This is a genomic window from Novosphingobium sp. SG707, assembly GCF_012275515.1.
Lineage (GTDB): Bacteria > Pseudomonadota > Alphaproteobacteria > Sphingomonadales > Sphingomonadaceae > Novosphingobium.
Window position 1 is genome coordinate 249,117 of sequence record NZ_JAAZQL010000002.1, and the last position, 20,730, is coordinate 269,846.

Consider the following 20,730-nt stretch of genomic DNA (forward strand, 5'->3'; position numbering starts at 1 on the left):
TTCTCGCGTTGATTCTTATCACATACCTGTTTGCTTGCCGTTGCAAGCCCCGATGGGCGCGCGGCTCCGCAGATGTCCTTAACGCGATTTAAAAGCATTTCGGGCAATTCGGGTGCCATGACTTCACCAATTCCCACAGGGGCACATCAGGCGTGACCAAGTCCAATCGGGCGCAAGCCCTGCTGCGAAAAGCCGAAACGCCCGCGCCCGCTCCGGCCATGGAGCGCCGTCGCGCCGCCGCCGCGCCCGAGCCCGAGTCGGCCCCTGTTGATGTCACGCATCTGCGCCGCAAAAGTGATCCCGTGCGCCGCGAAAGCGAGCCTTATCTGGGCTATTTCCTGATTTCCGAAGGCTGGTCGATGACCGCGATCGCGATGGGCATCGCGGCCATGATGCTCTGGCTCAATCAGTTTCGGATGCCCGGGCCGGTGGTGCTCGGCCTGCTGGGCGCGGCGGTAGCGATGGTGGCGGCCGCGCGCCTGTTCGTATCGTTTGAACGCACCAGTCGCCGCCCGCTGGCGCTGCGCGTGGCCGCGATGGTGGCGGGGGTGGTCGTGCCCATGCTGCTTTACGGCGCGGGTCTGGCCATGTGGTTCGCATCGGGCATGTTGTCCGAACCGGTGCTGCTGATCGGCGCGATGGTGGTGGTTGGGCTGGTGATGGCGGTCACGCTGTCGGGGCGGCTGTTTACGATGGTGGCGGCCAAGCTGGCGCTGTGGACGCCGATCGCGCTGGCGCTGGGCTCGGTCTATACGCTGGTGACGCTGGTGCTGGGCGGAGGCATCGGGCTGGTGGCGGCGCTGCGCCAATTGGGCATCGACCGCGCCGGGCAAGCCGAACAGCGCGAGATGCGCCACGCCCAGATGCGCGCCGAGGAATTGCTGAACGAGTTTGAAAAGACCGGGCAGGGCTGGTTCTGGGAAACCGACCGCAAGGGGGCGCTGACCTATGTTTCGCCCAATATCATCGCCTTGCTGGGGCGCGAGGAGGGCGATCTGATCGGCCGCCCGCTGACCGACCTGTTCGTGATGCAGGAGCAGGAGCAGGTGGGCGAGCGGACCTTGCTGTTCCATCTCAACGCGCGTTCGGGCTTTAACGATCTGGCGCTGCGCGCGGCCAAGGATGGGGATGAGCAATGGTGGGCGGTCAATGGTCGCCCGGTCTATGATGCTTTCAACAATTTCCTGGGCTTCCGTGGCGCGGGCAGCGATCTGACCGAGAAGCGGCGCAGCGAGCAGCATGCCACGCGCCTTGCCCATTTCGATTCGCTGACCGGGCTGGCCAACCGGTTCCAGATGAGCCAGACGCTGGAAAAGATCCTGTCGGCGCCCAAGGTCGATCATCGCGACTGCGCGGTGTTCCTGCTCGATCTGGACAGGTTCAAGCAGGTCAACGATACGATGGGCCATCCGGCGGGCGACGCGCTGCTCAAACAGGTGTCGCAGCGTTTGCAGCGCACCGTGGGCGAGGCAGGCCGGGTGGGGCGTCTGGGCGGGGATGAATTCAAGGTCATCCTGCCGGGCCGCATCGCGCGCGACAAGCTGGCCACGCTGGCCACCAGCATCATCGAGAACCTGTCGCAGCCCTATTCGATCGACGGCGCGCGGGTGGTGATCGGGGCCAGCATCGGCATCGCCATGGCCCCCGATGACGGCGTGACCAGCGAGGCGATCATCCGCAATGCCGACCTTGCGCTTTATGCCGCCAAGGATCGCGGGCGCGGCGTCTATCACTTCTATGACGAGGAACTGCATTCCGACGCCGAGGAGCGCCGCCAGCTTGAGCATGACCTGCGCGACGCCTTGGCGCATGGCGGGCTGGAGCTTTACTATCAGCCCTCGGTCGCGCTGAGCCAGCAGAAGATCACCGGGTTCGAGGCGCTGCTGCGCTGGAACCATCCCACGCTGGGCCGCCTGTCGCCCGCCAAATTTGTCGAGGTGGCCGAGGATACGGGCCTTATCACCCAGATCGGCGAATGGGCTTTGCGCACGGCCTGCCATGATCTGGCGCGCTGGCCCGAGCATGTGCGGGCGGCGGTCAATGTCTCGCCTTTGCAATTTGCAAATCCGGCGCTGCCCACGATCATCACGAATGCGCTGGCAGCCGCCGGCGTCGATCCGGCGCGGCTGGAGCTGGAAATCACCGAAAGCGTGTTTTTGAACGACAGCGCCAATACGGATGCGATGTTCACCGCGCTCAAGCGGATCGGCGTGCGTCTGGCGCTCGATGATTTCGGCACCGGCTATTCCTCGCTGGGCTATCTGAAAAAAGCGCCCTTCGACAAGATCAAGATCGACCAGAGCTTTGTGCGCGGCGCGACGATGCCGGGCAGCCGCAATGGCGCGATCATCGCCTCGATCGTCAGCCTTGCCGATGCGCTGGGCATGGAGACGACGGCGGAAGGCGTGGAGACGCTCGACGAACTCGATCTGGTGCGCGAACTGGGCTGCAGCCATGTGCAGGGCTATATCTTCTCCAAGCCCCTGCCGCGCGACGAGGCCGACATGCGGCTGAGCTCGGGCGGCATCATCGAGGCGAGAGGCCCGCGTTCGGCCCGCGCCCCGCGCCGCACGATGCTGCGCAAGGTGATGCTGACCGCGCAGGGCCGCCGCTATCCCGCCACGATCCGCAATATTTCGGAAAATGGCGCGATGTTCGAAGGGCTGACCGATGTGCCGATGGGCATGGAAATGTTGATCGAACTGTCCGACGATCTGGCGGTGGGAGCCACGGTGCGCTGGAGCCGCTATGGCCGCACGGGTGTTGCCTTTGCCGAGCCGGTGGCCTTTGAGGGCAGCGGCGCGATCATCCGCGCCAGCCTGTTCGGCCCGCAGGACCGCGACGGCGAGGCGCCGACCTATCGGCAGGTGGGGTAGGAGGTTAGGGGGACCGCCTTGTACGGTTCCCTCCGGCGTCGACCCTCTCCCCCGGCCCTGTTACCCTATGGGGTATGCTGTTGGGTGGCAGGGCCGGGGGAGAGGGCCGGTGCCGGGGCAAATCGCGCAGGCGATTTGCCAACCATCATAACGTGACAGGGCGGGCCGGTGCTGCTAACGGCTGCGATTCTATGTGGGGTGGGGATTTACCGCCCTTTTGGCCCGCGCCCTTTTGATAAAGACATTTCATGACCGACCAGTCCAAGATCCGCAATTTCTCTATTATTGCTCATATTGACCATGGCAAAAGCACGCTGGCTGACCGGCTGATCCAGTTCACCGGCGGGCTGACCGAGCGCGAGATGAGCGCGCAGGTGCTGGACAATATGGACATCGAGAAAGAGCGCGGGATCACCATCAAGGCCCAGACCGTCCGCCTGAATTACAAGGCGCATGACGGCGAGGTCTATGAGCTGAACCTGATGGACACGCCGGGCCATGTGGACTTTGCCTATGAGGTCAGCCGGTCCTTGGCGGCCTGCGAGGGCGCGCTGCTGGTGGTCGATGCGGCGCAGGGGGTTGAAGCTCAGACGCTGGCCAATGTCTATCAGTCGATCGAGCATGACCACGAGATCGTGCCCGTCATCAACAAGATCGACCTGCCCGCCGCCGAGCCGGAAAAGGTCAAGGCCGAGATCGAGGAAGTGATCGGTCTGGACGCCAGCGAGGCGGTTCTGGCATCGGCGAAGTCGGGCATCGGCATCGAGGAAATCCTTGAGGCCGTGGTCAAGAAGATCCCCGCGCCCAAGGGCGACCGATCCAAGCCGCTCAAGGCGATGCTGGTCGACAGCTGGTATGACCCCTATCTGGGCGTGGTCATTCTGGTGCGCGTCATCGACGGCGTCATCAACAAGGGCCTGAACGTCAAGTTCATGCAGGGCGGCACCGAACATCTGATCGACCGCGTGGGCTGCTTTACGCCCAAGCGCGAGGAACTGGCCGAACTGGGGCCGGGCGAAATCGGCTTTGTCACCGCGCAGATCAAGGAAGTTGAACTGGCCAAGGTCGGTGACACGATCACCACGGTCAAGGGCGGCGCGACCGAGGCTCTGCCGGGCTATAAGGAAGTGCAGCCGGTGGTGTTCTGCGGGTTGTTCCCGGTGGACGCGGCCGATTTTGAAAAGCTGCGCGAGAGCATCGCCAAGTTGCGGTTGAACGATGCATCGTTCAGCTTTGAAATGGAAACCTCGGCCGCGCTGGGCTTTGGCTATCGCTGCGGTTTCCTTGGGCTGCTGCATCTTGAAATCATTCAGGAGCGCCTGAGCCGCGAATATGACCTTGACCTGATCACCACGTCGCCCTCGGTGGTCTATCGCATCCAGTTGCGCGCCAGCCGCACCGACGATGCAGGCGAGATCATGCTGCACAACCCCGCCGACTATCCCGATCCCAGCCGGATCGAACAGATCGACGAGCCGTGGATCAAGGCGACCATCTACACGCCCGACGAATATCTGGGCAGCATCCTGAAGCTGTGTCAGGACCGTCGCGGCATCCAGACGGGCCTGACCTATGTCGGCGGGCGCGCTCAGGTGAATTATGAATTGCCGCTCAACGAAGTGGTGTTCGATTTCTATGACCGCCTCAAGTCGATTTCGCGCGGCTATGCATCCTTCGACTATGAACAGATCGGCCTGCGCGAGGGCGATCTGGTCAAGATGGGCATCCTGGTCAACAACGAGCCGGTCGATGCGCTGTCCATGATCGTCCACCGCAGCGTGGCCGAGGAACGCGGGCGCCATATGTGCGAGCGCCTCAAAGACCTGATCCCACGCCACCTGTTCAAGATCCCGATCCAGGCGGCCATCGGCGGCAAGGTCATCGCCCGCGAAACCATCGCCGCCATGCGCAAGGACGTGACCGCCAAGTGCTATGGCGGCGACATCAGCCGCAAAAAGAAGCTGCTCGACAAGCAGAAGAAGGGCAAGGCCCGGATGCGCGAGTATGGCAATGTGCAGATCCCGCAGGAAGCGTTCATCGCTGCGCTGCGGATGGGCGAGGAATAAGGGTTTAGGAGGCCTCCGGCGGGCAAAGGGCGAAAGCCCTTTGCAATCCCGTTATGGGGTTGCGTGTTAAAGGCGCGGTGGCTTTCTGGCGATTTTTGAAGCCGCTTAGCGGGGTTAGCCGCGCAGCACAAACCTTGTGCCATCGCCGATATCGAGCGAAAAGCCCACCGTCCGGCCCGGTTCCACATCCAGCGCCAGCGAGACCGGACATTGCTCGGCCTCATCGCTCATGCGGTAGAGCGGCACGCCATCGCACATCCCCTGCAACTGATCGCGCTGGCCCAGGATGATGTCCCCCTCGGCAAGGCAAAGCGGCGTGCCAGCATCGCAGCATCCGCCCGTCACATGCAGCACCAGCCGTCCATGCTCGGCACGCAGCCGGTCGAGAGCGGCATGGGCGGCGGGGGTAATCGGGATCTGGCGCGTGCTGGTCATCGCACACCTATGCCATGGCCGCCCCCTCTCTGGCGAATGGGACTTTGGCACAAGGGGGGCTTGCGACGATGGGCGGGGCATGAGAACCCAAAGTATGCCCGAACCTGCCCCCATGTCCCGTCCCATGCCCATCGCGCGCGGCTTTGTCGGATGGCTGGTGATGGCGGCGGCGCTGGCGGCGTTGATGGCGGGCTTTGTGCTCAGCCTTAGCAGCGCGGCGCGGCAGTTTGAAATCGCCCTGCTGGCCGAGCGGCAGGCGGGTCTGATCGCCGGTCTTGCGGGACAGCCTCTGGCGCAGATCCCGCCACGCCTGGCCGAATATCGCGCCTTGGTGGCGCAGGAAAGCGCGCTGGGTTCGCCCGCGCACAGCGACGAGCTGGCCCGCATCAACCGGCTGCCCGCCATGGCCGACACTGCCCGGCGCGAGGCCCTGCTGGCCACGATGATGGCGGGTGAGCGCGCCGAAGTCGCCGCCGCCCGCGCCGCGCTTGATCACAGCCGCCGCAGGATGCTGGTGCTGGGCGGGTTGTTGACGCTGCTGGCGCTGGCCTCGGCGGGGGCGGGGTTGTGGCGGCTGGTCTGGGCCAATCGGGCGCTGGAGCGCGAAGTGGCCGCCCGCAGTGCGCAATTGCAGGCCGTGGACCGCTCGCGCCGCCTGTTCTTTGCCAAGGCCAGCCACGAATTGCGCACCCCGGTTGCCGCGATGCGCTCGCTGGCCGAGGTGACGCTGGCTGCCGAGGGCGATTGCCCGGCCGCGCTGCAGGATGTGGTGGCGCAGGCGCAATTCCTCTCGCATCGCATCGACGAAATGCTCAGCCTGGCCAGCGCCGAGGAAGGCAAGCCGGTGCTGACGCTCGCCCCTTGCGACCTGCGCGACATCGTTGCCGGGGCGCTGTCGGCGGCGGGGCCTTTTGCGCGGCTGGTCGAGGTTGATCTGGCCTATGATCCGCCCGCCGATCCCGTGCGTGTGCGGGCTGACGGGCGCTGGTTGGGTCAGGCGCTGCTGGCCATCATCGACAACGGGCTGAAAATCTCCGACCCCGGCGCGGCGCTGGAAATTGCGCTTGTCTGCGATGGCGCCCATGCCATCCTGTCGATCGCCGATCATGGCCCCGGCATGGGCGAGGCCGATTTGCCTTTGATTTTCGAGGCCTATTATCAAAGCGAGGAAGGGCGCCATCGCGGTGGCACCGGGCTTGGCCTTGCCCTTGCGCGATGGGTGGCCAATCAGCATGGCGGCGCGATCCGCGCGGAAAACCGGCCGACGGGCGGCGCGCGCATCGTCCTGAGCCTGCCCATGGAGGAGGCGTGATGATCCTGATCGTCGAGGATGACGTGACCATTGGCCGCACGCTGGCGCAGGGGCTGACAGCGGCGGGGCTGGCTGCGCGCTGGCTGCGGCGGGGGGCGGAGGTCGCCCCGCTGGTGGCGCAGGGCGGGGTGGAGGCGCTGGTGCTCGATCTTGGCCTGCCCGATGGCGATGGGCTGGATGTTTGCCGCGCGCTCCGGGCTGATGGGCATCGGCTGCCGGTGCTGATGCTGACCGCGCGGGGCGGGCTGGATGATCGGCTCGATGGCTTTGCGGCCGGGGCGGATGACTATCTTGCCAAGCCCTTTGCCTTTGCCGAATTGCTGGCCCGCGTGCGGGTGATGGTGCGCCATGCGCAACAGCGCCGCCCCGATCCGCTGGTGCTGGGCGCGCTGGAGGTCGACCCCCTGGCGGGCGAGGCGCGATGGGCGGGGCAAAGGCTGGATCTTGAGCCGAAGGGCATTCTCGTACTGACGCAATTGCTGCGCGCGCGCGGCGGCGTGGTGACGCGCCGGGCGCTGATGGATGCGGTGTGGGGCGATGCGGCGGTGACGGATAATGCGCTGGACGTGGTGCTCTCCTCGCTGCGCAAAAGGCTGGCGCAGGCCGCCCCCGAAGTGCAGGTGCGCACCGTGCGCGGAACGGGTGTGGCGATAGAAATAACTGAAAATAAGACGTAATTCTGTCCGCCTTATACCTTTGCCAGTCTGAGGCCTTTCTAAGGTTTTCCCGGCGCAACCTCTGATAGCCAGAACCCGTCAGGCGACCCGGCCAACGGGCGCATACAGGGAGAGGCATATGCAGGGGCGTTTTGCGTTGATGGTTGCGGCTATGGTCATGCCCGCTGTGGCACAGGCCGAAGATGCGGCCATTGTCGTCAGCGCCAGCACGCCTTTGTCGGGCGCGGCGGACAGTGGGCGGGTGCTGATCGACGCCAAGGCTTTGCGCGCGATGCAGGCGTTGAGCGTCAGCGATGCGCTGGCGCGGCAGACGCCGGGCGTGGTCATCAACGAGGTGCAGGGCAATCCGCTGCAAAGCGATCTGTCGTTTCGCGGCTATACCGCCTCGCCGCTGCTGGGCACGCCGCAGGGGATCGCGGTCTATGTCGACGGCGTGCGCGCCAACCAGCCCTTTGGCGAGGTGGTGAGCTGGGACCTGCTCCCCTCGGCGGCGATGGAACAGGTGACGCTGGTCGAGGGCGCCGCGCCGCAATTCGGGCGCAACGCTCTGGGCGGGGCGCTCAGCATCCGCACCAAGGATGGGCGCAGCGCGCCGGGCATTGCGGCCTCGGTTTCGGGCGGCTCCTATGGACGGCTGCGCGGCAGCATCGAGGCGGGCGGCAAGGCCGACAATGGTCTGCACTGGTATGGCGCGCTGGAGGGGTTTCAGGAGGATGGCTGGCGCTATGCCTCGGCCAGCAAGGCGTGGAAGGGTTTTGCCAAGGCGGGCTGGGAAGGGGCCAATAGCGGGATCAGCCTGAGCTTCAACCGCGCGCAATCCGATCTCAACGGCAATGGGTTGCAGGATTACCGCCTGCTCGCCCGCGACTGGCGCAGCGTCTATACTTCGCCCGACAACACCCGCAATATCGCCAGCCAGATCACCCTGTCGGGCCATCATCGCCTGTCGGAAAATCTCACCCTCTCGGCCAATGCCTTCTGGCGCAGCATCGTGACGCGCAGCATCAATGGCGACATGAACGAGGGCGCGCTGGGCGAGAGCCTGTATCAGCCCAATGCCGCCGAGCGCGCGGCGCTGACGGAGGCGGGCTATACCGGTTTCCCCATCAGCGGCGAGACGCAGGCCAATACCGCCTTTCCCAAATGGCGCTGCATCGCCAATGTCCTGCTCAATGGTGAGCCGAATGAGAAATGCAACGGGTTGCTGACGCGCTCCTCCACGCGCCAGCAAGAATGGGGCGGGGCGGTGGAACTGGGCTGGACCGGCATGGGGCAGCATCTGACCGTGGGGGCCAGCTATGCGCAGGCGCGGGCGCGGTTTATCCAGAACAGCCAGTTTGGTTACTTGTTGTCCGATCATTCGGTGGTGGCCGTGTCGGGGCCGGGGGCCTTTGCCGATGGCACGCAGAACAGCGAAAATGCCTTTGACGCCCGCGTCGATCTGCATAGCCGGATTTCCAGCCTTGGCCTCTATGCCGCCGATGTGCTGACGCTGGGGTCGCGGGTGACGGTGACGCTGGCGGGGCGGTATGACCGCACGCAATTGCATAATCGGGATCAGATCACGCCGGGCGGCGGCACGGGGTCGCTCGATGCTGATCCGGTGTTCGCGCGGTTCAACCCCTCGGCCATGGTCGATTGGCACGTGGCCCATGGCCTGACCATCACCGCGCAGGCGGGCGAGAGTTCGCGCGCGCCCTCGGCGGTGGAGCTGGGCTGTTCGGACCCGGCCAGCCCCTGCCGCCTGCCCAATGCGATGGCGGGCGATCCGCCGCTGCGGCAGGTGGTGGCGCGCAGCCTCTCGCTGGGCGCGCGGATCGAGCGCAAGGCGTGGAACCTGCGGCTGACCGCGTTTCGCAGCGACAATCACGATGATATTCAATTCATTGCGGGCGGGGCTTCGGGCTTTGGCTATTTTGCCAATGTCGGCACCACGCGGCGGCAGGGCATCGAGGCCAGCGGCGCGGCGCATTGGGGGCGCTGGCAGGTGGGGGGCAGCTATACGTTGCTCGACGCCACCTATCGCACCCCGCTGACGCTGAACGGCGGATCGAACAGCAGCAATGACGCCGCGGCCCCCGGTTTCGATGGCGAGATCGCCGTGCGCCCCGGCGACCGTCTGCCGCTCCTGCCGCGCCATCTGTTCAAGGCGCAGGCGGGTTTTGACGCGGCCTCATGGCTGAGCGTCCGGGCGGAAATGGTGGCGGCCGGCGGCGTCTATGCACGGGGGAATGAGAACAATCTGCACCAGCCCGACGGCACCTATTATCTGGGCGCGGGCAAAACCGATGCCTATGCGGTGGTCAATGCCTCACTGGAAATCCGGCCGCGCAAGGGTGTGATCTTTACCGCCGGGGTCAGCAATCTGATGAACGCCCATTACGCCACAGCGGCGCAATTGGCGGCCAGCGGCTTCGACGCCAATGGCGCCTTTGTCGCCCGCCCGTTCAGCGGCCCGGTGATCGGCGGCGAGCGGCCTTTGGTGCACAGCACATTCCTTGCCCCCGCCGCGCCGCGCCGGTTCGAGGTGGGGCTGCGGGTGCAGCTGTGATTAACCGTTTCGGTTAAAATTCTGTCCTACACGGCCAAGGCGCTGATAACTCTGCCGGGCCGGGCGATTCGCAAAAATGCGAGGATGCCCGGTCTCAGGGAGTTGTTCTCATGGGTCTTAACACGCTGTTTTTGAGCATGGAGGGGGCCTTGCGCTGGTTGCGCGGGCTGGCCCGCTGGCTGGACGGTTCGGCCTTGCGGCTTTGGGCGGGGTTGGCGCTGGTCGCGCTGGGCGTGGCGGGGTGGCAATATCATCGCGCCGCGCATTGGGCCGCCGCCGCCCACGCCACCCAATCCGCATGGGATGCCGAGCGCAAGGCCGCCGCCGCCGCCAAAACCGCCGCCGAAGCCCGCTACAGGAGCCTTGCCGATGATGCCGATGCCCGACATGCCGCCGCGCTGGCGCAGGGGGATGCTCGCCTTGCTGCCTATATTGCCGCTCACCGCCTGCGCCCATCCGCGCCCGATCCAGCCCGCGCCGCCACAGATCACCCTGCCGCAATTCCTGAAGGCCCCGCCGCCAATCCCGTCCTGGCGAGCATCACCGAGGCCGACCTGAAAATCTGCGATGCCAATTATGTTTATGCGCAGGCCGCCCATGACTGGGCGAATGGCCTGAACCCGTAAAACGACGAACCCCCGCCCGGCAGCGCCGGACGGGGGTTCACGCAACCCTCGGGGGGCAAGGGTTGTGCGGGCAGCTCTTACTTGGCCTTTTCAAAGGCCGCGCTGATGCGCAGGGTCACTTCATCGCCGATCAGCGGGATGTAGGTCTTCACGCCAAAATCGCTGCGCTTGAGCGCGGCGGTGGCGTTAAAGCCCACCGTATAGCCCTTGCTCAGCGGGTTCACGCCGCTGGCCAGAAACGCGGCCTTCAGCACCACCGGGCGGGTCACGCCGTGGAATGTCAGATTGCCCGCGATATTGGCGGTGCGCGGGCCGGTGGGCGTCACGCCGGTCGAGGTGAAGCGGATTTCGGGATATTTGCCCGCATCCAGCCATGCTTCGCTCTTCAACTCGCCGTCCAGCGTGGCATTGGTGGTCGAGATGCTGCTGACCGGGATGGTGATGTCCACCTTGGCTGCGGCGGGCGCCTTGGGGTCAAGCACCAGCGAGCCGGTGACGCCGGTCAGATCGCCGTACCAATCGGAAAAGCCCATATGGCTGACGGTGAACTGCACGCGGGTGTGGGTGGTTTCGACCGCGTAATTGCCCGCCTGCACGGCGGCAGGGGCGGGGTTGGCCACCGGCGACTGCGCATAGGCGGCAACCGGGGCAACGATCAGGGCGGCGGCGATCAAAGAACGAAACATGGCGATGATTCCTTACAAAGCGCTGATTTCGGCAACCGCGCCCGAGATGGCTTCGGCTGCGGCTTCGGGGCCAAAGGCCAGACCTTCGGCGGTGACGACGGTGACATCATCGACGCCCACAAAGCTGAGCAGGCTCTTGGTGTGGGGCACGGCGAAGGGGAAGCCGGTGGCGTCGTCATACTTGCCGGCGCGGGCCTGGGCCAGAATGGCCTTCTTGCCCTTGACCAGACCTTCGGGGCCCTTTTCGGTGTACTGGAACGTGGTGCCGGCGCGGCTGACGTAATCGAACCAGGCCTTGAGCGTCGAGGGCATGCCGAAGTTATAGACCGGCAGGCCGATCACGATGATGTCGGCGGCAAAAACTTCGCCGATGATTTCGTCCTGAAGCGCGCGGGCGGCGGCGAACTGGTCGCCTTCAGGGGCCTGGCGACCGATCCCGGCCAGCGAGGCGGAGTCGACATGGGGCACCGGATTGGCGTCGAGGTCGCGCTCAACCACATTGGCTTCGGGGTGGGCGGCCAGATAGGCGTTGATCAGCTTGTTGCTGACCGAGGCTTCGCCAGTGGCGGCCGAACGGATGACAAGAACATTAGCCATGGGAATTCTCCTGTACGGGGGAAATGAGAGGGGAAGATTTCAGTCGAAGCGGTAGGCATCCATGCGCAGGATGCCCAGATCGGTGGATTGGTGAATGCGGGTCGGCTTTGCCCCTTCGCCCGCCGCGCCCAGCGCGACAAACAGCGGCAGCAGATGCTCGTCGGTGGGATGGTTTTCCACCGCATAGGGGGCAAGGCGGCGATAGGAAACCAGATCGCATGTCCGCCCGTTCATCAGCGCATCGTGCATCCAGTCGGCGAAGGACGTCACCCATTCCGGGCTGGGTCCATCACCCAAGTGACGGCTGATGGCGCGTAGATTGTGGGTAAAGCTGCCCGAGGCCAGCACGAGGACATTCTCTTTGCGCAAGGCGTTCAGCGCCCGGCCCAGTTGCACATGATGGCCCGGCCCGAGGCGGCTCTGGATCGAGAGCTGCACCACCGGAATGGTATGTTCGGGCCACATCAGCAGCAGCGGCGTCCATGCGCCATGGTCCAGCCCGCGCCGCGTGTCGATCCCGGCGCGCAGGCCCGCATCGCCCAGCAGATCCACCACCCGCGCGGCCAGATCGGGCGATCCGGGGGCGGGATAGGTGAGCGCATAAAGCGCGGGCGGAAAGCCATAGAAATCGTGGATCGTCTCGTTGCTTGCTACCGCATTGACGGTGGGAACGTCGGTTTCCCAATGGGCCGAGATCACCACGATGGCGTCCGGGCGTTCCAGCTGGCCGCCAAGGCCCGCGATGAAATGGCGCGCCGGGTGGTCCTGCAGCGCCAGCATCGGCGAACCGTGTGAGAGATAGAGAGTGGGCTGCATCGATTTTCTCCGTGCCGAGACTTGCTCGGCGTTGAGAACTAAATAGGCTAATGACTTTTGCATTCCAATTGGCCAATATTGCAGATCATCCATGCGAAAACGGATAGGTGTCTATGGATTGGGATGACGTTCGCAGCTTTCTGGCCATTGCCCGCACGCGCAGCCTGTCGGGCGCCGCGCGCGAACTGGGCGTGCGCCAGTCCACCATGAGCCGCCGGTTGGAAGCGATGGAGGCGCGCAACGGCGCCCGCCTGTTGCAGCGTACCACCAATGGTTATGAGCTGACCGCGCTGGGCGAGGCGGTGCTGGGCAATGCCGAGCGGATGGAGGCCGAGGCCATCGCGGTCGAGCGCATGGTGCAGGGGCGCGACGTGGCGCTCTCGGGCGTGGTGCGGCTGACCACGGTGGAGGTCCTGTCGAACCTGCTGCTGCCCGGCGCGGTGCGGGCTTTGCAGGCGCGCTATCCGGCGATCACGCTGGACGTGCTGACCGACAGCCGCTCGCTCAGCCTGTCCAAGCGCGAGGCCGACATTGCCATCCGCATGACCCGGTTTGACAGCCATGACGTCATCACCCGCCGCATGACGACCGCCTCGAGCGCGCTTTACGCCAGCCCCGATTATCTGGCCGAGCATGGACAGGATCTGGCCGGCCCGGACCATGCGATCATCACCGTGCTGGAGGATCATGCCCATCAGCCCGAGGCGCGCTGGCTGGCTGAAATGCTGCCCCATGCGCGCGTGGCCATGCGCAACAACAGCCGCGACGGGCAACTGGCCGCCGCGGGGGCGGGGATCGGCGTGGTCTGTCTGCCTTGTTATCTGGCCGATCGTGATCCGGGGGTGGTGCGGCTGGATGCGGGGCTGGGGCCGTCGCGCGAAGTGTGGCTGGGGGTTCATGCCGATTTGCGCCACATGCCGCGCATCAGAGCGGTGATCGATGCGCTCAACGATGCCTTTGCGGCCGAGAAAGACCTGTTTTCCGGCGAGGCGCCGAACAGGCCGCAGAGCGGGAAAGTCTGAGGCAAAACCCCGTTCTTTGTGCGCAGCATTGTACGGCAGGCGTTGCGCCCCGGCCCCGGCGGGCTTACACAAAAGGTTCAGGGAGATTTTGTCATAATGTCATCTACAGCCACGCCGCCACCCGTCACCAGATCGCGCAAGCGCAAGGGGGGCGAGGGGCTGCGCATCCATCAGGCCATCGCGCGCAAGTTGGGCATCGCCATCCTCAACAGCACGCATGAGCCCGGCTCGTCGCTGGGCGGAGAGATCGAGGCGTCCGAGCGTCTGGGCGTATCGCGCACCGCCTATCGCGAGGCGATCCGCATCCTGATCGCCAAGGGGCTGATCGAGAGCCGGCCCAAGGCGGGGACGCATGTGTTGCCCCGGCGGCGATGGAACCTGCTTGATCCCGACATTCTGGCGTGGATGTTTTCGGAAAAGCCGGATCGTGATTTCGTGCGCGACCTGTTCGAACTGCGCGGGATCATTGAGCCTGAGGCGGCGGCGCTGGCGGCCGAGCGGCGCCATGACGGCCATCTGGCCGGAATGCGTCAGGCGCTTGACGGGATGCGCGTCCATGGCCTTGCCTGCGGCGAGGGACAGGCGGCGGATCAGGATTTCCACTCCACCATGCTGGAGGCGGCGGGCAATGATGCGCTGACCTCGCTGATCGGATCGGTGGGGGCGGCGGTGCGCTGGACCACGCATTTCAAGCAGAGCAATTCGCCCGCGCCGCGCAATTCCCTGCCCGAGCATGAGGCGGTGCATCAGGCCATTGCGGCGGGCGACCCGGATGGCGCGCGCCGCGCGATGCGGGTGCTGCTGGAATATGCCCGTTCGGACGTGGTGGACAGCATAGCCTGAATTTTCAAAGCGACGATGGCGGCCCTGCGCGGCCCGCTCCGGCATGGGGCCGGGGCGGGCCGTTTTTGCGCTCGCGTTTGAGAGGCCTTGCAGAGCGGCTTGACGCGCTCGGGATAAATGTTATGAATAATAGCATACGCCGTCCCAAGCGGGAGGCACCGTCCATTCGGAGAGGAGCTTGTCATGACCGAGCAGACCATTGAACGCGCAGAAGAAGATACCGTTGCGGTCCACATCGAGAATCGCATCGCCTGGGTGAAGTACAACCGCCCCGAGAAGCGCAATTGCATGAGCCCCAAGCTGAACCGTCAGATGACGCGCGTGCTTGAAGATCTGGAATTCCGCGAGGACGTGGGCGTGGTCGTGCTGACGGGCGAAGGCTCGGCTTTCTCGGCGGGCATGGACCTTCAGGAATATTTCCGCGAAAACGAACAGAAGGGCCTGTGGGCCACCCGCAAGGCGCAGCGTGAAGCCTATAACTGGTGGGAACGTCTGCGCTGGTATGAAAAGCCGACCATCGGCATGATCAACGGCTGGTGCTTTGGCGGCGCCTATGGCCCGCTCTATGCGGTCGACATCGCCATCGCCTCGGACGATGCCAAGTTCGGCCTGTCGGAAATCAACTGGGGTATCCTGCCCGGCGGCGGCGCGTCCAAGGTGGCGCAGGAACTGATGCCGCTGCGCAAGGCGATGTATCACGCCATGATGGGCGAGAACCTGACCGGCAAGCAGGCCGAAGCGCAGGGTCTGGTGACCGAAAGCGTGCCGCATGACCAGCTCAAGGCCCGCGTGATCGAGATCGCCGAAGCGCTGCTCAAGAAGGACGCCAACGCGCTGCGCGCCACGAAGTGGGCGATGCGCCGCATGGTCGAAATGACCTATGACAATGCCGAAGACTATCTGATCCGCGCGCAGGAAGCGCTGAACGGCTTTGGCGGTCTGGAAGGGCGCAAGGAAGCGACCAAGCAGTTCCTTGACGACAAGACCTTCAAGCCGGGTCTGGGCACGTTCGACATCACCAAGATCAACAAGTAATCATCCTCCGGAGAGGGCAGTTAAGATGGCAAGACTGGAACGGGCGAGCATTGCTCGCCTGCTCAAGCCGCGCAGTGTTGCGGTGGTGGGCGCAAGCGACAAGCCGGGCGCTCTGGGCGCAACGCTGATCAGCAATCTGGACCGTGCCGGATATGCGGGCGCGATTTACCCGATCAATCCCAACCGGGAAAAGATCGGGGAGCGCGCCTGCCTGCCCTCGGTGGATGCTTTGCCCGATGGCGTGGATGTGGCGGTTCTCGCCATTCCCCGCGCCTTCGTGCTTGATACGATCAAGGGCCTTGCCGCACGCGGCGTGGGCAGCGCGATCATCTTTGCCGCCGGTTTTGCCGAGGATGGCGAAGCGGGCATGGCCGAACAGGCCGAGATCGGGCGCATTGCGGCCGAATCCGGCATGGTGATCGAAGGGCCGAACTGCCTTGGCATGGTCAACCATGTCGATGGCGTGCCGCTGACCTTTGTGGAAACGGCGATTGTGCCGCCCGCCGGACGTCGTTCGGTCTCGGTGGTGTCGCAGTCGGGCGCGATGGCGGCGGTGCTGTGCACCACTTTGCTGGCGCGCGAACTGGCCTGTTCCTATTCGGTTTCCACCGGCAATGAGGCGGCCTCGGGCGTGGAGGATTATCTCGACTGGCTGGTCGATGATGCCGATACGCAGGTGATCGCGATGATCGTCGAGCAGTTCCGCGATCCGGCCCGCTTCATCGCGGCGGCGGACCGGGCGCGCGCGGCGGGCAAGCCCATTGTCCTGCTGCACCCCGGCAAGTCCTCGGCGGCGCGGGAAAGCGCGGCCACGCATACCGGCGCCATGGCGGGCGATTACAAGCTGATGCGCGCCAAGGTGGAACGCACCGGCGTGATCTTTGCCGAAACGCTTCAGGAACTGGGCGATATTGCCGAGATCCTGATCCGCTGTGCGGGGATGAGCCATCCTTCGGCCGCCGTGCTGGGCGAGAGCGGCGCGTTCAAGGCGCTGACGCTCGATCTGGCCGAGGAACTGGGTCTGCCGCTGGCCGATCTGCATGATGAGGACAGCCCGGAACTGCGCGCTGCCTTGCCGCCTTTCGTGCCGGTGTCGAACCCGCTGGATATTACCGCGCAGGGCCTGTCGCAGCCGGTGATCTATACGCAGTCCTTGGGCGCGCTGATGGATGATGCGCGCGTGGGTGCGGTCGTGGCCGGCATCATCCAGTCCGATCCGATCACGGCCAAGATCAAGGTGCCTGCGATTGTTGCCGCTCTCGACGGGCGCGAGATCACCAAGCCGCTGGTCTTTGCGGGCCTCGATGAAGGCGCGGATATGCCCGCGCATTACATCGCGGATCTGCGCGCTCGCGGCATTCCCTGGTTCCCCACCACCGAGCGGGCTTTCCGCGCTCTGGCCGCGTTGACGCGGCGGGCGGCGCTGGATCTGACCAATGCGGCGCCGGATGCGCTGTCGGTGGCGGGTCTGGGTGACTATGCAGGCGTGGTGGCCGAATATCAGGCCAAGGCGCTGCTTGGTCCGCTGGGCATCAGCTTCCCCTCGGGTCAGTTCGCGGCGGATGCCGAAGCTGCTGTGGCTGCGGCCGAAGCCGTGGGCTATCCGGTGGCGATGAAGGCGCAGGCGGCGGCTTTGGGTCACAAGTCGGATGCGGGCGGGGTTATGCTCAATCTGGCCGATGCTGACGCTGTGCGCGCGGCTTTCCCCAAGATGGTGGCCAATGTCGCGGCCTATGATGCCTCGATCAATCTCGACGGCGTGCTGATCGAGAAGATGGGCAAGCGCGGTCTGGAAATGATCGTGGGCGCCAAGAATGATCCCGAATGGGGTCCGGTGGTGCTGGCCGGTTTTGGCGGGGTGACGGCGGAAATTCTGGCCGACGTGGCCTTGATTACGCCCGACCTGTCGGAAGACGCCATTGTCGATAAGCTCTATGGGCTGAAGCAGGCGGCCTTGCTCAAGGGCTATCGCGGTTCGCCCGCGCTGGACGTGGCGGCGCTGGCCAAGCTGATCCGTCAGATCAGCGCGGTCTTGCTGGCCGAACCGTCCATTCTGGAAATGGACCTCAACCCGGTGATCCTGCATCCCGCAGGCGAGGGCGTTGTGGCGCTCGACGCGCTGATGCTGGTGAAGTAAACGGTGAACTCAGGCGGAGTGATCTCGCTCCGCCTGAGGCCGCTGGCCCATCACGCGCAGGTAAAAGCGCGAGAAATAGGACGGGTCGGCAAAGCCCAATTCCTGCGCGATCTGGGTGATGGTCGCATTGGTATAGCGCAGCAGGCGCTGCGCCTCGACGCCCAGACGGCGATGGATCACATCAAGCGGGCTGCCCCCCAGACGGGCATGGCACAGGCGCCCCAGCGTTCGCGGGGTGCAGCCGATATGATCGGCGTAAAAATCCAGACCGCGATGTTCGCGCAGATGCACCTCGACCAGATGGCGGAATTGCGCGAGGCGGCGGTCATCCATGCTCTCGGCGCTCAATTCCGGGTCGGGCAGGCTTCGCGCCAAAGCCTCGGCCATGGCGAGGAAGAGATGACCGTCCTGCCATTCCTGCGCCAGAGCGTTCATTTCCCCGGCCAGCAGGCCCACACGCCGCGCCGCGCTTTCGCTCATCGTGCCATGGCCGCCCTTGGCCAATAGACGGCGCAGCGGATCATCCGCCCCTTGCGCCCGTCCGGCAAAATCGAGCGAAAGCGTCAGCACATGCCCATGCGTGCCGGGGCTGAAGCGAAAGCCATGCACGCTGCCCGCAGGCAGCACGACATAGGCGGGCGGCACCAGCGCGAAACGGGCGCCATCCAGCGTCACCTCAGCCTGTCCTGCACTAACGATAAGTACCTGAATGCCGCGTTCATGGCGATGGGGCGAGATTTCCCAGTCATGCAGGCTGGATCGTTCGGCAATCGTTTCGATATGGGCAAAACCTGCGGGCGAGGGCGTATTGCTCTCGCCAAACAGGCCATAGACGGGAATGGCAGGGGATGTGTCGTGCATGTCCGAAAAGTGCCAATAGAATGACCGACCCATCCCTTTCCGCAAAGCCGCGCCGCTGTCAATATCCGCGCCAATCGGCCTGCCCCCGCAACGTAGGCTGTAGGTGGAATTAGGGAGATAAATCCATGAAAACTCAGGTCGCCATCATTGGCGCCGGGCCTGCGGGTCTGCTGCTGGGCCATTTGCTGAAATCCGAAGGCGTCGATTGCGTGGTGCTCGAACGCCAGACCGGCGATTATGTGCTGGGCCGCATCCGTGCGGGCGTGCTGGAACAGATCACCGTTGGCCTGATGGAGCGCCTTGGTCTGGACGCGCGCCTCAAGGCCGAGGGCCTTGTCGAGGAAGGCTTCAATCTGGCCGATGGCGAACGCCTGATCCGCATTGATGTGGCGAACCTGACCGGCAAGACCGTGGTGGTTTACGGCCAGACCGAGATCACCAAGGACCTGATGGATGCCGCCCCCTCGCGCGGGCTGGAGGTGATCTATCAGGCGGGCGACGTTGCGCTGCATGACATCGAATCCGAAGCGCCCTATGTCACCTACACCAAGGACGGGGCCGAGCAGCGCATCGACGCCCGCTTCATCGTGGGCTGCGACGGCTTCCACGGCCCCAGCCGCAAGGCGATTCCCGCCAGCGTCGCGCGCGAGTTCGAGCGGGTCTATCCCTTCGGCTGGCTGGGCATTCTGGCCGATGTGCCGCCCTGCAACCACGAGCTGATCTATGCCAACCACGAGCGCGGCTTTGCGCTGGCCTCGATGCGTTCGCATACGCGCAGCCGCTATTATGTCGACGTGCCGCTGACCGAAAAGATCGAGGATTGGTCGGATGATCGTGTGTGGGACGAGCTGGCGATCCGCCTTGGCCCGGATGCGGCGGCCAATATCACGCGCGGGCCCAGCATCGAAAAGAGCATCGCCCCGCTGCGCTCCTATGTGTTCGAACCGATGCGCCATGGCAGCCTGCTGCTGTGCGGGGACGCGGCCCATATCGTGCCGCCCACCGGGGCCAAGGGTCTCAACCTTGCCGCGTCCGACGTGCATTATGCCGCCGAGGCGCTGGTCGGCTTCTTCCGCCGCGCCGACAATGATGCCGTGATCGGCTATTCCGCCAAGGCGCTGGCCCGCGTTTGGAAGTCGGAGCGTTTCAGCTGGAGCCTGACCAAGCTGATGCACCGCTTCCCCGAGGACGGCCCGTTCGAGCGCGCGATGCAGGTGGCCGAGCTCGACTATATCGCCACCAGCAAGGCGGCCCAGACCAGCATTGCCGAAAATTACGTCGGCCTGCCTGTATAATACCCGTGGGGCGGAGGGGAAACCTTCCGCCCCTTACAGTTTCCAGTTGAAGTTCAGATTGACATAGGTCCGGTTCGGCTGGTTCGCGCTGCCCGGCCCCAGGCGCATGTCATAGCCGGTTTCGGCCGAGAGCGACTTGTCCTTGCCCAGCAGTTTGAGCCGGGCCACCGCGCCCGCATCATGCCGGGCCAGAGGCGCGAAATTGTCGAATGTCCCCAGATCGCCCCGCGCCACCATACCCAGCGCCAGCGCCGAATTGAGCCGATAAAACGCGCTGGAATTATAGGAAAGATGCATGGGGTTGGGGTTGGCCAGCGACTTGTTGCCCTTCACATCGACCTGCAGATCGACCGGGCCGGACATATGGCGCAGCTTCACATTGGTGGCCATATTGCGCGCATCGGCAAAGCGTTGCTCGATGCCCACGGCCAGCAGGCTGGGATCGCCCAGCTTGTAGGTGCCCAGATCCTGAAACTTGACGCCCGGATCGGGGAACATGTCGTTCTTGCCATGCTTGGCGCCGTTGACCACGATGGCGCGGCCATTCACGGTTCCGCCCCAACTGTCGGGCGAAAATCCGGTATATTGCCCCGTGGCCGCAATGTTCATGGCCAGTGCCGCATCCATCGCCCGTTCCAGTTCCGGTCCGGTTTCATCGGCAATGGCCATGGCCGTTTCCTCGACCGAGGTTTCCTCGCGCATGTCGATGCTGCCCTGCAGCGCCTCGGGCCAGCGGACAGGCATCTCCTGCGCACAGGCGGGGGCGGCGGACATCAGGCCGCAAAGGCCAGAGAGGAGAGGGCGAATGATCATGGCCGGTTCTAAACTGCGTGAACAAAATCCAGACTTGGCCGCACTATAGCGAATATTGGGCCAAGGAACAGAGCGCCATACT

General features: G+C 64.8%; 17 protein-coding genes. 11 read left to right on the plus strand and 6 right to left on the minus strand.

The features are described from left to right. Window positions 1-152: 152 nt before the first annotated feature. Window positions 153-2,876, plus strand: coding sequence for an EAL domain-containing protein (locus FHW92_RS05925; protein ID WP_349237651.1), 2,724 nt, complete (start codon window positions 153-155; stop codon window positions 2,874-2,876). A gap of 248 nt (window positions 2,877-3,124) precedes the next feature. Next, complete coding sequence (lepA, locus tag FHW92_RS05930; protein ID WP_168602342.1) at window positions 3,125-4,942, plus strand: translation elongation factor 4; 1,818 nt, start codon at window positions 3,125-3,127, stop codon at window positions 4,940-4,942. 114 nt (window positions 4,943-5,056) lie between these two features. On the opposite strand, the gene FHW92_RS05935 is transcribed toward lepA, so the two are convergent. Further along, window positions 5,057-5,377 (minus strand): DUF779 domain-containing protein, encoded by a 321-nt coding sequence (locus FHW92_RS05935; RefSeq protein WP_168602343.1) that lies wholly within the window; start codon window positions 5,375-5,377, stop codon window positions 5,057-5,059. Window positions 5,378-5,489: 112 nt separating this feature from the next. Between FHW92_RS05935 and FHW92_RS05940 the strand changes: the two genes are divergently transcribed. The 4 genes from FHW92_RS05940 to FHW92_RS05955 all read left to right on the plus strand — a co-directional run bounded on the left by FHW92_RS05940 (window position 5,490) and on the right by FHW92_RS05955 (window position 10,543). Beyond that, window positions 5,490-6,689, plus strand: a complete 1,200-nt coding sequence (locus tag FHW92_RS05940; RefSeq protein ID WP_168602344.1) for a HAMP domain-containing sensor histidine kinase — start codon at window positions 5,490-5,492, stop codon at window positions 6,687-6,689. Further along, window positions 6,689-7,366, plus strand: coding sequence for a response regulator transcription factor (locus tag FHW92_RS05945; RefSeq protein ID WP_216662325.1), 678 nt, complete (start codon window positions 6,689-6,691; stop codon window positions 7,364-7,366). The genes FHW92_RS05940 and FHW92_RS05945 overlap by 1 nt, the downstream gene beginning before the upstream one ends. Before the next feature lie 118 nt (window positions 7,367-7,484). Then, complete coding sequence (locus FHW92_RS05950) at window positions 7,485-9,917, plus strand: TonB-dependent receptor (RefSeq protein WP_168602346.1); 2,433 nt, start codon at window positions 7,485-7,487, stop codon at window positions 9,915-9,917. 110 nt (window positions 9,918-10,027) lie between these two features. Next, window positions 10,028-10,543 carry a hypothetical protein gene (locus tag FHW92_RS05955; RefSeq protein ID WP_168602347.1) on the plus strand — a complete coding sequence of 172 codons (516 nt, stop codon included), beginning with the start codon at window positions 10,028-10,030 and terminating at the stop codon, window positions 10,541-10,543. Between the two features lie 77 nt (window positions 10,544-10,620). On the opposite strand, the gene FHW92_RS05960 is transcribed toward FHW92_RS05955, so the two are convergent. The 3 genes from FHW92_RS05960 to FHW92_RS05970 are packed head-to-tail and all read right to left on the minus strand — an operon-like array spanning window position 10,621 to window position 12,642. Continuing rightward, complete coding sequence (locus FHW92_RS05960; protein WP_168602348.1) at window positions 10,621-11,229, minus strand: YceI family protein; 609 nt, start codon at window positions 11,227-11,229, stop codon at window positions 10,621-10,623. A gap of 12 nt (window positions 11,230-11,241) precedes the next feature. Further along, the gene (locus tag FHW92_RS05965; protein WP_168602349.1) at window positions 11,242-11,826 is read right to left on the minus strand and encodes an NAD(P)H-dependent oxidoreductase; all 585 of its coding nucleotides are present in this window, start codon (window positions 11,824-11,826) and stop codon (window positions 11,242-11,244) included. Window positions 11,827-11,865: 39 nt separating this feature from the next. Next, a complete protein-coding gene (locus FHW92_RS05970) occupies window positions 11,866-12,642 on the minus strand; it encodes a class III extradiol ring-cleavage dioxygenase (protein WP_168602350.1) in 777 nt (258 codons plus the stop codon). Between the two features lie 113 nt (window positions 12,643-12,755). Between FHW92_RS05970 and FHW92_RS05975 the strand changes: the two genes are divergently transcribed. The 4 genes from FHW92_RS05975 to FHW92_RS05990 all read left to right on the plus strand — a co-directional run bounded on the left by FHW92_RS05975 (window position 12,756) and on the right by FHW92_RS05990 (window position 17,679). After that, the gene (locus FHW92_RS05975) at window positions 12,756-13,664 is read left to right on the plus strand and encodes a LysR family transcriptional regulator (RefSeq protein ID WP_168602351.1); all 909 of its coding nucleotides are present in this window, start codon (window positions 12,756-12,758) and stop codon (window positions 13,662-13,664) included. A gap of 96 nt (window positions 13,665-13,760) precedes the next feature. Then, on the plus strand, window positions 13,761-14,507 hold the full coding sequence (locus tag FHW92_RS05980; RefSeq protein WP_168602352.1) for a FadR/GntR family transcriptional regulator: 747 nt from the start codon (window positions 13,761-13,763) through the stop codon (window positions 14,505-14,507). A 183-nt stretch (window positions 14,508-14,690) separates the two neighbouring features. Next, a complete protein-coding gene (locus FHW92_RS05985; RefSeq protein ID WP_168602353.1) occupies window positions 14,691-15,542 on the plus strand; it encodes a p-hydroxycinnamoyl CoA hydratase/lyase in 852 nt (283 codons plus the stop codon). Window positions 15,543-15,567: 25 nt separating this feature from the next. Beyond that, complete coding sequence (locus tag FHW92_RS05990; protein WP_168602354.1) at window positions 15,568-17,679, plus strand: acetate--CoA ligase family protein; 2,112 nt, start codon at window positions 15,568-15,570, stop codon at window positions 17,677-17,679. Between the two features lie 9 nt (window positions 17,680-17,688). Here the strand turns inward: FHW92_RS05990 and FHW92_RS05995 are convergent, their stop codons facing one another. Next, window positions 17,689-18,540: a helix-turn-helix domain-containing protein gene (locus FHW92_RS05995; protein ID WP_168602355.1), complete on the minus strand. Its 852-nt coding sequence runs from the start codon at window positions 18,538-18,540 to the stop codon at window positions 17,689-17,691. 125 nt (window positions 18,541-18,665) lie between these two features. Between FHW92_RS05995 and pobA the strand changes: the two genes are divergently transcribed. After that, window positions 18,666-19,835 (plus strand): 4-hydroxybenzoate 3-monooxygenase, encoded by a 1,170-nt coding sequence (gene pobA, locus FHW92_RS06000; RefSeq protein WP_168602356.1) that lies wholly within the window; start codon window positions 18,666-18,668, stop codon window positions 19,833-19,835. Window positions 19,836-19,868: 33 nt separating this feature from the next. Here pobA and FHW92_RS06005 read toward each other — a convergent pair whose 3' ends face one another. Continuing rightward, the gene (locus FHW92_RS06005; protein ID WP_168602357.1) at window positions 19,869-20,609 is read right to left on the minus strand and encodes a hypothetical protein; all 741 of its coding nucleotides are present in this window, start codon (window positions 20,607-20,609) and stop codon (window positions 19,869-19,871) included. Window positions 20,610-20,730 lie beyond the last annotated feature (121 nt).